The sequence below is a fragment of the Pseudomonas sp. YA1 genome (genome assembly GCF_058680555.1).
This window is the reverse complement of record NZ_JBZWBG010000008.1, coordinates 90,711-103,133: the sequence shown is the minus strand read 5'-3', so window position 1 is coordinate 103,133 and position 12,423 is coordinate 90,711. Positions and strand designations below refer to the sequence as shown.

At 61.8% G+C, this 12,423-nt stretch carries 8 protein-coding genes and 1 pseudogene; 5 read left to right on the top strand and 4 right to left on the bottom strand.

The window, feature by feature from the left end; all coding sequences use genetic code 11:
• Positions 1-3: 3 nt before the first annotated feature.
• From aprE to aprX, 3 genes are all read right to left on the bottom strand, one after another.
• The gene (aprE, locus tag AC4OR5_RS13100) at positions 4-1,302 is read right to left on the bottom strand and encodes an alkaline protease secretion protein AprE (protein ID WP_023092078.1); all 1,299 of its coding nucleotides are present in this window, start codon (positions 1,300-1,302) and stop codon (positions 4-6) included.
• Positions 1,299-3,080 (bottom strand): alkaline protease secretion ATP-binding protein AprD, encoded by a 1,782-nt coding sequence (aprD, locus tag AC4OR5_RS13095; RefSeq protein WP_003133560.1) that lies wholly within the window; start codon positions 3,078-3,080, stop codon positions 1,299-1,301. Before aprD ends, aprE begins: the two co-directional genes overlap by 4 nt.
• Positions 3,081-3,166: 86 nt before the next feature.
• Positions 3,167-4,411, bottom strand: a complete 1,245-nt coding sequence (gene aprX / locus AC4OR5_RS13090) for a type I secretion system-dependent protein AprX (RefSeq protein ID WP_058160513.1) — start codon at positions 4,409-4,411, stop codon at positions 3,167-3,169.
• Positions 4,412-5,454: 1,043 nt separating this feature from the next.
• On the opposite strand from aprX, the gene AC4OR5_RS13085 reads away from it, so the two are divergent.
• The 3 genes from AC4OR5_RS13085 to AC4OR5_RS13075 all read left to right on the top strand — a co-directional run bounded on the left by AC4OR5_RS13085 (position 5,455) and on the right by AC4OR5_RS13075 (position 6,646).
• On the top strand, positions 5,455-5,769 hold the full coding sequence (locus tag AC4OR5_RS13085; protein WP_003086723.1) for a LasR-specific antiactivator QslA: 315 nt from the start codon (positions 5,455-5,457) through the stop codon (positions 5,767-5,769).
• A 167-nt stretch (positions 5,770-5,936) separates the two neighbouring features.
• The gene (locus tag AC4OR5_RS13080; protein ID WP_003449350.1) at positions 5,937-6,104 is read left to right on the top strand and encodes a hypothetical protein; all 168 of its coding nucleotides are present in this window, start codon (positions 5,937-5,939) and stop codon (positions 6,102-6,104) included.
• Positions 6,105-6,433: 329 nt separating this feature from the next.
• A complete protein-coding gene (locus tag AC4OR5_RS13075; RefSeq protein ID WP_079992435.1) occupies positions 6,434-6,646 on the top strand; it encodes a hypothetical protein in 213 nt (70 codons plus the stop codon).
• Between the two features lie 778 nt (positions 6,647-7,424).
• On the opposite strand, the gene AC4OR5_RS13070 is transcribed toward AC4OR5_RS13075, so the two are convergent.
• Positions 7,425-9,356, bottom strand: coding sequence for an acyltransferase family protein (locus tag AC4OR5_RS13070; RefSeq protein ID WP_158147677.1), 1,932 nt, complete (start codon positions 9,354-9,356; stop codon positions 7,425-7,427).
• Between the two features lie 84 nt (positions 9,357-9,440).
• Here AC4OR5_RS13070 and AC4OR5_RS13065 point away from each other — a divergent pair.
• Both AC4OR5_RS13065 and AC4OR5_RS13060 read left to right on the top strand, forming a co-directional pair.
• Positions 9,441-9,536: pseudogene (locus tag AC4OR5_RS13065) on the top strand (glycoside hydrolase family 19 protein); the annotation flags it as partial.
• A 288-nt stretch (positions 9,537-9,824) separates the two neighbouring features.
• Complete coding sequence (locus AC4OR5_RS13060) at positions 9,825-12,401, top strand: PAS domain-containing protein (protein ID WP_023109052.1); 2,577 nt, start codon at positions 9,825-9,827, stop codon at positions 12,399-12,401.
• Positions 12,402-12,423: the final 22 nt, after the last annotated feature.

Below are 12,423 nucleotides of genomic sequence, written 5' to 3'. Positions count from 1 at the left end.
CGGTCAGTTCTCCGCCAGCGCCACGTGGGCGCGGTCGAACAGGGGCTTGAACAGGTAGTTGAGCAGCGAGCGCTCGCCGGTGCGGACGAACACCTGCACCGCCATTCCCGGGCGGATCTGCAGGCCCTTCAGCTTGCCCATCGCGGCCGCGTCGACCTGGGCGCGCAGCGCGTAGTAGGGCTGCTTGTTCTGCTCGTCGAGCAGGCGGTCGGCGCTGACCATGGTCACTTCGCCGGTGACCCGCGGGGTCTTGCTCTGGTTGAAGGCGGTGAACAGCATCTCCACCGGCAGCCCGCTGTGGATCCGGTCGACCAGGTTCACCGCGAGCTGGCCCTCCACTTCCAGGCTGTCGCTGTTGGGCACGATGTACATCAGCAATTCGCCGGGGCCGATCACCCCGCCATCGGTGAACACCTTCAAGCCGGCCACGTAGCCGCTGACCGGCGCGCGGATCTCGGCGTGGCGCAGCTCGTAGCGCGCCGAGGACAGCTCCTCCCAGAGGGTCCGCGCATTGACCTGGGTTTCCGCCAGCTGCCCGTTGACTTCCTTGCGGTACTCCTCCTCGCGTTGGGCGATGCGCATCTGCGCCTCGGCGATGCTCTGGCGGATCTGCCCGAAGCGACCGCTGCTCTCCGATAGCCGGGCGTTCACCTCGGCCAGTTGGCGCTCCTGTTCGAGCAACTGGTTGCGCGGCATGTAGCCTTCCTCGGCAAGGTCGCGCGCGCCGCTCAACTGGCTGTTCAACAGGCGTTGTTGCAGGCGCTGGTTGCCCTCGGTCTGGCGCAACCCTTCGAGCTGGGCGCGCAGGCCCTCGATGTTCGCCCGCAATGCGGAGAGTTCGTTGGCCAGCGCGGTCTGGCGGCTGCGCAGCAACTGCCGCTGCAACTCCAGGCGCTCGCCGAGGGTCGGCAGCGGGGCCTGCTCGGCCAGTCCCGCGGGCATCTCCAGGGTCCGCCGGCCGTCGTATTCGGCCTGCAGGCGCGCCTGGTTGAGCCGCGCGTTGGCGTACCGGTTGAGCAGCGAATCGACGTTGGCCCGGGCCTGGGTCGGTTCCATGCGGATCAGCGGCTCGCCCGCCTCCACATGCTGGCCGTCGCGCACCAGGATGTGCTTGACCACCCCGCCCAGCGGATGCTGCACCGACTTGCGCTGGCCGGAGATGATCACCGTGGCCGGCACCGCCACGCCCTGGTCGAGCGGCGCGAAGGCGGCCCAGAGCAGCGCGCCGCCGAAGCCGAACAGGACCAGCAGCCAGCCCAGTCGCGCATAGGCGTTCTCGTCGCGTTTCACCGTGCGGGTCATTCCACACCTCCCTGGCGCGGCGCGGCCACCACCTGCGGCGCGCCATAGCCGGCCACCCGGTAGTCCGCGCGCTGCTGCGACGCCGACGCGGCGCGCTGGTTGTTCAAGGCGGCGAGCACCTGGTCGCGCTCGCCGTACAGGTGCAACTGGCCGGCGTTCAGCGCCAGCAGGCGGTCGGCGCAACCCAGCACGCCGGCCCGGTGAGTGATCAGCAGCACCGTGCAGCCACGCGCCTTGAGCGCCTGGATCGCCGCCAGCAGCGCCTGCTCGCCGCTGTCGTCGAGGTTCGAGTTGGGTTCGTCGAGCACCACCAGGGTCGGCGCGCCGTACAGCGCCCGGGCCAGGGCGATGCGCTGGCGCTGGCCGCCGGAAAGCCCGGCGCCGCCGACGCCGAGCACGGTGTCGTAGCCCTGCGGCAGGCGCAGGACCAGTTCATGGACCCCGGCCAGGCGCGCCGCCTCCACCACCTTGTCGGCCTGCACCTCGCCGAAGCGGGCGATGTTTTCCGCCACCGTGCCGGCGAACAGTTCGATGTCCTGCGGCAGGTAGCCGATGCGCGGGCCGAGGGTCTCGCGCTCGTACTGGCGGATCTCGGCGCCGTCCAGGCGCACGCTGCCGTGCAGGGTCGGCCAGATGCCCAGCACTACCCGCGCCAGGCTCGACTTGCCGGAGCCGGACGGACCGATCACGCCGACCACCGAGCCGGCCGGGATCGCCAGGGTCAGGCCACGCAGGGTGCGCGCCTCGCTGCCGGGCGGCGCCGCGTCCAGCGATTCCAGCAGCAGGTGGCCACGCGGCTCGGGCAATTCCATGCGCCGCTCGCGGGCGGGGAATTCGTCGAGCAGGCCGCTCAGCCGGCGATAGGCATCGCGCGCCGCGCCCCACTGCTTCCACACGCCGATCAGTTGGTCGATGGGCCCCAGCGCACGGCCCATCAGGATCGAGCCGGCGATCATCATCCCCGGGGTGATGCGTCCCTCCACCGCCAGCCAGGCGCCGAGGCCGAGCACCAGGGATTGCAGGGCGATGCGCAGGTATTTGCTCAGCGCGTTGATCCGCGCCGCGCGCTCGCTGGCCAGGCTCTGCTGGTCGAGGAACGCCTGGTGCAGCCGTTCCCAGCGCCCGCGCATGCTGCCGAGCATGCCCATCGCCTCGATCACCTCGGCGTTGCGCAGGTTGTTGCTGGCCAGTTGGCCGGACTTGATCGACAACTCGCCGGCCTTGGCCAGCGGCGCACGGGTGGCGCGTTCGTTGAACCAGGCCAGGGCCATCAGGGCCAGCGCGCCGACCAGCGAGAGCAGGCCGAGCCAGGGGTCGAAGAGGAAGATCACCAGCAGGTAGACCGGGAACCAGGGCGCGTCGAAGAAGGCGAACAGCGCCTGGCCGGTGATGAACTGGCGCAGGGTGGTCAGGTCGTGCAGCGCCTGGCTGGCCTCCTGGCCGCCGGCGCGCAGGTTGCGTTCGAAGGCGGCGGCGTAGACCCGCCCGTGCAACTGGCCGTCGAAGCGTTCGCTGACCCGCACCAGGACGAAGCTGCGCAGCGCCTCCAGCGCGCCCATGAAGACGAACACGCCGAGCGCCATCAGGGTCAGCATCAACAGGGTGACTTCGTTGGCCGAGGACAGCACGCGGTCGTACACCTGCAGCATGTACAGCGAGGGCACCAGCATCAGCAGGTTGATCACCCCGGAGAACGCCGCCACGCTGCGCAACGCGCCGCGGCTGGCCGCCAGGGCCTGTTTGATTTCGTTGGTAACGCTGGAACCGAGCCTTGCCATCGAGCGCGCTCACTTCTGCCACGACTGCCGCTGGAATCCCGAATGAGCCCGGATGGCACCTCCCTGTGCCGGGCGTTCCCTCGCCGTCAGGCGGCCAGGGCCTGATGCTCCGGCGCCGGGTCGGCGCCGATCAGCTGGATTGTCGGCGGCGCCGCTTCGCCGCCGTGGCCGAGCAGCGCCGCGAGCACCTTGCCGGCACCGTCCAGGGCGCTGTGCGCGGTATCCCCGGCGATCCCGGCGACGATCGACAGGTCATTGTCGAGGTCATGCACCAGCTCGATCTGGCCCTTCGGCCCGACCCCGGCGACATCGACGCCGGCAATCGTTTGCGCATACAGCTTGCTGTCGAAGTGCAGGTCCAGCGTCGGCAGCGAGACACCGATGTCCTTGACCACCGGCACGTAGCCGAGGATGCCGCCGACGATGGGCAGGTCCTTGAGGGTCACCTCGTTCCAGCTCAGCAGCTTGACCTCGTTGTAGCTACCCAGCTCCAGGGTGCCGCCGAGATTGGCCACGCCGAGGTTGTAGCTGGGTCCGGCGATACCGTAGAACTTGGCGCTGAAGCCTTCCTTGTCGACCGAGCCGACCACTCCCAGGCCGCCGAGGTTGAGCGGCGCCAGCACCGGCACCAGCGGCGCGGTGATCGGATTCAGCGCCAGGGCTGCGGTGACCAGCGGAGTCAGCGGCGTCTCGCCGCCGAAGGTCAGGCCCTGCTCGGTGAAGGAGACGTTGATCGGCAGCGGGCCGAGGATGCCGCGGCTATCGGGAATCACGCCCTGGTCGTGATTGCCGCCGAGCAGCGAGCCGATCACATTGACCCCGAGCAGGCCGTCGCTGTTGCCGAGGCTCAGCGAGCCGCCCTGGTAGGCGGTGTTGTAGAGGTCGTTGGCGGCCTTCAGGCTGTCGCTGCCGAACTCCCAGGCGTGGCCGACGGTGGCACCGACGCCCTGCCCCAGGTCGCCGACCAGCTTCAGGTAATCCTCCGGCTCGACGCGCCCGTGCAACAGGTCGTCGGCGATCGCCAGGGAGTTGCCGGCCAGCCCGCCCAGCGTGCCGACCGCGGAGCCTACGGTGTCGAGGGCGTCGCCGGCGATCTCGCCGAGCGTGCCGGCCACCGCGCCGACCGTACCCTCCAGCGCCTGCTCCACGCTGGCAACGGCGTCATGCACCGATGTCAGCGCTTCGTGCACCTGCTGCTCCACGGCGTCGACGGTGGAGCCCACCAATGTCCTGGCCACGTCCGCCACCGCCGTGACGGCGGTGGCGGCCACCTGCGTCGCGCGCTCGTAGACCTGGCCGAACAGGTTCGCGGCTGCATTGAATAATCCCATCTTCTGTTCCTCGATTGAGTTGTCTCGGTTATCGCGTTTCCGGCGCAGGTCGCTGTTTACCGACCGAACCGGTCACGCGGTCAAGCGCAGTCAGTGAGTTCCGCGAGAAAACGGAACGCGGGTACCTGAAAGTTCATCAGGCCTGGCGACAACTTGTTTTTATTGGAAGACAGGAGCCCCCCCGAGGGCGAAACCCATTTAATCCCGAGCAGCCCGCGACAGAGCGCTCTCCACCGCTTCGCCTGTTAAGTAGGACTAACATGGGAAAGGCAAATTTGTACCACCACTTAAATCAGTTCAATACTTTGGTTGGGCATACCGACCTGTCAGTTCTGCCAGGTAGTTTTCCAACCCCCTGATTCCTAAACGGTTTATTTACGCCTTTAATTAATATCGAATGACGGACGGTCGTCCCGGCACGAACTCCGACGAAAATCAGAAATGAAGAAAGGGTTATATCCTTATGCACCAAAATGCCGAGCCGTCCTCGCGGCGTGCCCAACTAGCGTGCAACTTCGGCAGCGCCCTCTTCGAAGAAACGAATGACACTTTTGCGTGGCTTATAAGGAATACTCTTATTACGTGAAGCGCATCACAAAATATTGAATCGAACAGTCCAGGCGGATTGTTTTCTCCTGGTAAACGATGATTAACGGCGCGCTCCCAACGCCGGGTTATTTCCATGAATCGCTTCAGCCAACGCCTTGCCTGCCGATAGCCTCTGCCGTCACCCGTTCCCGCCCTTGCTCCCCGCCTTGCCTGCCCCTATCCTGCGCCCGTCACGGCCAAATCCGTGACCGGGTTTGACAGCCCGAAGAGACGGCGCGATGCGCCGAGCGGTGCATGCGAAAGCAGCGAATGCTTTTGCAGGCATCGGCTCGACCGCAGTTTTCCAACTGCGGGCCTTCATGGCGGATCGCGTGGGGAGACCCTCGTGGTCTGCCGGTTCCGTTTCCCGGTCTGTCAACCCTGCGCGATCCTGCCTCCATCGATTGACAGCGAAGGCGGCAGGTCATGTGACTCTCAGAAACGGAGTACCCAGCATGACGAAGGATGAAAAGGAAAAGACCCACGTCGACGCAATCATCGAACGCTACAAGGACCTGATGGTCGAGATTCCCCCCGCCGACCGGCAACCCGGTCTCTCCCTGCTCTGGCCGGTTCCCGCCCAGCCCGCCATCGACAAGGGCGTCCGCCAGGCCGAGAACTGGCTTGCCGACCAGATCGAAGGCCAGCTCTGGACCGCCTTCGCGTTCGGCCGCGACAGCCTGCCCACACCGATGCAGAAGACCGCCTTCGAAGTGGCCTTCCTGACGCGCCTGCAGCAGCGCCTGGTAGCCGCTCGACGTTCCGGTTGACCCGGCCATGGCGAATGACGCCGGTGGCGTCGTTCGCCCTATGGGACTGCTCTATCCATGCCGCTGCGCGAGCGTACTTCTACGGTTCATCCCCACGCATGTGGGGAACACCACACGAAAACCATAACCCGCCATAGAGTGGGCTTTCTCATGCCCGGAGAACTTGCATGACTACATACGCCACCGGTAACCCGCTTGGCTCCAAAGACCCGCCTGATCTGTACGATAACGCCGAGAACTTCGACGCGGCGATGAACGACCGAGTAAACACCACGTGGAGTGATCGTTTCGGCGTTATGCGCCCAACGATGAAAGGATATGCGGAACAGTTCTAAGACTGGCTGGATGCTCAAGGATTCGAACCAGGCTTCCTTGAGTATGTCGACGGCTCTCCGCTGATTGTTGATCGCCCGACCCAACTGATCCAGCGCGACGGGAATCTCTACAGCGTTAAGCGGCCAGCAGATTTCCCTTTCGAGCCGAGCGGGAACTGGACCACCGACCAGAGTCTGCTGGTTGCCCAGGTCGACCGCTCGTTGGAGAGGTGTTCTTTGACGTCCCTGACTTCATAATCACCCGAAAGCTGGTGCAGCTTTCGAACCAGAAGTGGTATGGGCGCGGAGGGCAGCGAGGGACGGCGATTCGTAAGGGAGCGGACATTGATATGATCGATGTCGCCTCTCTCGAAACGGTCATTCACACCAACCTAGAGGGGGATGGCCAAAATTTCGGTGGTAAGGGATTCCACATCCCCGCGGGCTTCAGCCAAACGATCGAGCGCTGCCGAGCGATCAATATGGGCGGCGAACCCACGTATTTTGAGCAGAACGCCGGCTGTGGAGCGAACATATACACACGTTCGAGAGATACCTACTGATACGTCCCTATATGCTGGTATTGCGATCGCCGGCGATACTGCTCCACACCCGAGATTTCTCCGTGGAATCTGGCTCTCCGGAGCTAATTTCGCGCTCGGGCCAGACGCAGGAAATGGCAGTTCAATGACTCGCTTCTATATACGTGAACTGCGATTTGATCCGACGTCAACGCTATTCCATCTCTCGAGTGGACGATGTGCGAATTTAGGAGAGACAACAACACTCCGAGGCTTCGATCACACCCTCGATGGTGTCGCGTTCGCTGGACCGGTAGCCTTGGAGAATGCTCAGGGAATCAATATTGGATCGTCGTGTACTGTTCCCAGTCTGGTTGAAAATCAGAATAACAGTAGATACAACTCTGTGCATGTTCAGTGGAGAATATATACACCAGTGTGGACTCAGGCTACAACTGCACCATCGATCGGGAATGGAACCATCACTGGGAACTATACTCGCGCTGGACATGAGCGTTTCGTAAACATTCAGTTCGTTTCTGGCTCGACAACAACATATGGAGACGGATCGTCTGCATATGATCTTCCTTACCATTTCCTGGTCATATTGAGTATACGCAGTCGGGGTTCCCGGTGAGAGTTTCTGATGTTAGTTCCGGTGTTGACTTCGCAGCGTGGGGGAAAATTGGTGCAGGCCTTAAATATATTACTCTGTTTGTGGGTGGTGGTCAGTAGGTAAGGAACGGATTCCCGATGGCTTGAGCTGCCGGGGATATCATATGGATGCGCTTTGCTTATGATGTTAGGTAGAGCATGGCCGCTATCGCGGCCATGTTTTCTTGTTTAGGCTTTTTACTATCTCTAAACTCGCTATGTCAGACCCTTCCTTCGATAAGTGGGTAGGGTCTGAGTATAGTATTTTCCCGTCCCTGAACGGAGTGCATGAACCGTTGCTGCAGAGAGAGGGTGATACATCTATGAAGTGCGTTTTTTTGTGTTTTCTTGCAAACTCAATCAATATTGAATTTGTTTCTTCTGATTTCGAGTCTGACTTTCTATACGAGATAATGCTTTCGCATCTCTGATGTATGTAGGACGGGCGCATTAGGCATGAAGCTGTGTCTAAGCTGTTTGACTTAAATGGCTGACCGCCAACGATGTATAAGTCTCGACCCCCTATGTCCTCTCTGATTTTTTCAAGCCAATCGATTATTATGTCTCTTCTCGAGGCTCCTTTTAATTCGACATTCTCCCCATTTCTATTTGATATCTGACCACTATATCCACCCCAGGATTGAGAAATAATTAGTGGTAGATTGTTTCCTTGAAGAGCGTTAATCACGTTATTGTATGTGGCTTTGCAGTCGTTTCTAGGGACTCCATTGAGGATACGTGTGTACTCCCCAGAGATCACGCATCCATGCCTAAAGAATCCAAGCATGTATGAGCCGTCTTTACGAAGAGCTTTGTCTAGACCAGTAGCGTACTGAAGGGCGAAGCTATCCCCAGTTATTATCGCTAATGCTTCACCTTTTTTGTCACCCAGAAAAGCCTCTAGCGGAAATCCGTATCCACCATAGTTTAACTTGTGGTATTCAGCCGGGTTTTCCACAAGCGACCTGTATGATTCTGGTATTCTCTGAGGAAGTCCGTTATTATTGATTACCGCTTTTGCACTATAGAAACACCCGACAACTGTAAAAGCTATTGCTCCATATCCCGCAACTCTAAGTGATCTGACCTTTGTGATGAACCTCTTCTCTATCAAATGATGAAGAAGCGCACCAAGTATTAACGAAGTTACAAGAAGGGAGATTTTTTCAGAAACCACTATGCCTCTGAACATGTAATATTTATAGAAAACGTTTAAAGGCCAGTGGACTAGGTATACAGAGTAAGATATTAGCCCTACGTATACTACAGGTCGCATGCGCAGAATTGCGGCAGCCGTCGACTCTCCTGAATATATGCAGATAATAGCTCCAAGGCACGGCAGAGCAGCCCTGAACCCAGGGAATGGTGAGGAAGAGTCGAGCAACAGCGCCGGCATTATTATTAAAGCGAGTCCAATGAAGAATATAACAGATGCTTGCGATCCGGTTTTTTTATGGTGCTCCAAGTAGACGACAAGCGCCCCTGCGGAAAGTTCGAAAACCCTAAAAGGGATTAGAAAATATGCTGCCGAAGAGTCGTGACTTAGCCAAATCTGCGATGCTACTAGGGATCCTGCTGTAAGTAATGAAAGAACGGCAACAAAGAAACGCTCTGATACTTTCAGGGAGGCCCATACGACGAATGGCCACACCAAATAAAATTGCCATTCAGCAGCTAGGGACCATGTGTGCAATAAGGGTTGCGTATGAGCTGACGGGTCAAAATAATCCTGATTAATCCAGAAATAAATGTTCGATGCTGAAAATAGCGCGTACTGCCCTGACTTTGCAAGGTTTGAAAATGACGCCGGGTCAAATAGAAGATATCCAATGGCTAGGCAAGCAGCCACCGTCACTATTAGCGCGGGGTGCAGCCTAAGCAATCGTCTTGCAAAGAAAGATGTGAAGGAGAATGTACCTTGTAAAACGCCTTTCCGTATTACTTCTGTTATCAAATATCCGGATATTACAAAGAATACGTCAACCCCTATAAATCCACCGCCGACGCCAAGGTCGAAGTGGAATAGGAGAACAAGAATAACTGCGATGGCGCGTAGTCCGTCTATGTCAGGCCTGTATTTCAGGCTCTTGCTATGCATTGCGGATCCTTCTCTAGGTGTAAAACAGGCGCGAATGATAGCGGTCCTTTCGTGAACAGTCATTGATCAGAACAAGGAGCATGCATGCCTATCACTGAGCAGCAACTGCTGCAGATTCTCCCTAACGCCGGCCCTCGCGCCGGCGTTTTTGTTGGTGCTCTGAACCGCGGGATGACGCGCGGTTCATCCCCACACCCGTGGGGAACACCCTTACCGTATCCCATTGTTTTAAAAAAAGAAAAACAACAGCAAAATTCCACCGGGCCAAGCGGCCCTCGCGCCGCTCCTGGAAATGAGGGCCGTACTCATCCCACAGCCTAATCCGGCAGCTCCCTCGGGACCATTCGAAACCTACCCGCATCGGGATCCCGCGGTCCCCCAAGCTGATTGAACGCAAGCGCACCCACCGCCCTCCTATATTCCATGCAACCCACCACCTCAACCGGAACCGAGCAAGACTCCGCAGACATGGCACAGCCTTTCACCATCGAACCGGACCCGAACACCCTCGACCATCCACCGGCCTTCCTGGCCAACGGAGGAGCGGTCGGGAAACTGTTGCTCAGCCTCGACGCGGCCAGTTCGCCCCTCGGCCCGCCGGACGCCTGGTCGGCGAGCCTGAAGACGACGATGGCCACGCTGCTGCCGGCCAAGGCGCAGATCGTGCTGTTCTGGGGCGCGGAATTCGTCGCCCTGTACAACGATGCCTACGCGCCGAGCATCGGCGACAAGCATCCGCGCGCCCTCGGTCGGCCGGCGATAGAGAACTGGCGGGAGCTGTGGGATGACCTCGAACCGCTGCTGCGCGGGGTGTACGAGACCGGCGAGACCTTCGCGGCAAAGGATCGGCCCTTCTACATCGAACGCCACGGGCGCGGCGAGACGGTCTATTTCGACGTGTCCTATTCGGCGGTGCGGGAAACCGACGGTTCCGTCGGCGGCGTGCTGTGCATCGTCACCGAGACCACCGAGCGGGTGCGTTTCGAACGCCGCCAGGCGTTCCTCCTGGAACTGGGCCAGACCCTGCCGTCCCTGGCCGATCCCCTGGAGATCGAAGCCACCGCCCTGCGCCGGCTCGGCGAGGAGCTGGGCGCGTCGCGGATATTCTTCGGCGAGGACAACGGCGACGGCATGACCTTCCAGGTCCATCGCGACTATCTCCACGACGGCCGCTCGGCGGTCGGTCGGCATCGCTACCTGGCGTTCGGCGCCACCCTGTCCGGCGAACTGCATGCCGGACGCAGCGTGGCGCGGGAAGACCTCGCCGGGGAGCGCGGCATGAGTCTCGACGAGGCGGCGAGCCGCGCGCGCCTGGGGCTGGGCGCCACGCTGCACGTCCCGGTGCTGCGCCACGGCCGGCTGGAGGCGCTGCTGGCGATCCACTTCGCCCATCCGCAGGCCCTCGGCGAAGATTCGCGCCGCCTGGCGGAGGAAGCCGCCAAGCTGGCCTGGACCTCGCTCACCCATGCCCGCGCGGAGCTGGCGCTGCGCACCAGTTCCGCGCAACTGGCGGCGATGTTCGACCAGGCCAGCGCGGGCATCGCGGTATGCGACCGGAACTGGCGCTTCACCCGGGTCAACGATCGCTACTGCGAGATCGCCGGCCGTTCGCGCGAGACCCTGCTCGGCCTGCGCATGCAGGACATCCTCGACCCCGCCGACTTCGCCCTCCCCGCGGCGCCAGGCGGAGCGACCGGCGCGGCGTTCGAGATGAGCGGCCGCTACGTTCGCCCCGACGGCGATACGGTGTGGGTGCAGAACCAGGTCACGCCGCTGGTGGACGAGCAGCATGCCGCCAGCGGCCTGCTCTGCGTGTGCATGGACATCAGCGCGCGGGTACGCGCCGAGAACGAGCTGCGCGAACTCAACGAAAGCCTGGAAGAACGTGTCGCGACCATGCTCGCCCAGCGCGAAAGCGCCCTGGCGCAGCTTCACGAGGCACGCAAGATGGAGATGGTCGGCCAGTTGACCGGCGGCATCGCCCATGACTTCAACAACCTGCTGACGCCGATCATGGCCTCGCTGGAACTGATCCGCCGGCGGCTCGACGACGCCCGCTCCACCGACCTCATCGACGGCGCGCTACAGTCCGCCGAACGGGCGCGGAACCTCGTCGGTCGCCTGCTCACCTTCGCCCGCCGGCAAACCCTCAAGCCGCAGGCGGTGGCCCTGCGCGAGCTGGTCGAAGGCATGCACGACCTGATCGAGCGCTCGCTCGGCCCGACCATCGAGGTCCGCATCGAGATCCCGGAACGCCTGCCGGCGGTGGTGGTGGATCCGCACCAGTTCGAACTGGCCATCCTCAACCTCGCGGTGAACGCCCGCGACGCCATGGGCGAAGGCGGCCGCCTGGAAATAGGCGCGCGGACCGACCTGGTGATCGACGGCGCGGTGGACGGTCTCGGCGCCGGCCGCTACGTGTGCCTGGAAGTCGCCGACAACGGCGGAGGCATGCCCGCCGAGGTGCTGGCCCGCTGCATGGAGCCGTTCTTTTCCACCAAGGGCGTGGGCAAGGGCACCGGCCTCGGCCTGTCGATGGTCCAGGGCCTGGTCGCCCAGTCCGGCGGCGGCCTGGGGATCCACTCGGAGATCGGCAAGGGGACCCGGGTGAGCATCTGGCTGCCGATCACCGCGGAGCAGACGCAATCCACCGCAGAAAGCTGCCCGGACGCACCGGAAGCGTTGCGGCCGACCCACGTGCTGCTGGTCGACGACGACAGGATGGTGCGCTACACCACCGCGCTGCTGCTCGGCGATCTCGGCTACCAGGTCAGCGAGGCGGCGTCGGCGGAGGAAGCCCTGGGCGAGGTCGAGCGCGGCCTGGCGCCCGACCTGCTGGTCACCGACCATCTCATGGCCGACAAGACCGGCGTGCAGCTTGCCGAGGAACTGCGCCAGCGCTTCCCACAATTGCCGGTGCTGGTCATCACCGGCTACGCCAACCTCAGGCCCGAGCAACTCAACGGCTTCGAGGTGTTGACCAAGCCGTTCCGCCACAACGAACTCGCCGAACGCCTCGCCCGGCTGCTGGAAGCCTCGCCGTGAGGCCCCGGGCCGGCGGAACGCC

Bases quoted from the DNA above. Each gene is read 5' to 3' on its own strand.
- aprE (WP_023092078.1), bottom strand. From the start codon at position 1,302: ATGACCCGCACGGTGAAACGCGACGAGAACGCCTATGCGCGACTGGGC.
- aprD (WP_003133560.1), bottom strand. From the start codon at position 3,080: ATGGCAAGGCTCGGTTCCAGCGTTACCAACGAAATCAAACAGGCCCTG.
- aprX (WP_058160513.1), bottom strand. From the start codon at position 4,411: ATGGGATTATTCAATGCAGCCGCGAACCTGTTCGGCCAGGTCTACGAG.
- AC4OR5_RS13085 (WP_003086723.1), top strand. From the start codon at position 5,455: ATGACGAAGGATGAAAAGGAAAAGACCCACGTCGACGCAATCATCGAA.
- AC4OR5_RS13080 (WP_003449350.1), top strand. From the start codon at position 5,937: ATGACTACATACGCCACCGGTAACCCGCTTGGCTCCAAAGACCCGCCT.
- AC4OR5_RS13075 (WP_079992435.1), top strand. From the start codon at position 6,434: ATGATCGATGTCGCCTCTCTCGAAACGGTCATTCACACCAACCTAGAG.
- AC4OR5_RS13070 (WP_158147677.1), bottom strand. From the start codon at position 9,356: ATGCATAGCAAGAGCCTGAAATACAGGCCTGACATAGACGGACTACGC.
- AC4OR5_RS13060 (WP_023109052.1), top strand. From the start codon at position 9,825: ATGGCACAGCCTTTCACCATCGAACCGGACCCGAACACCCTCGACCAT.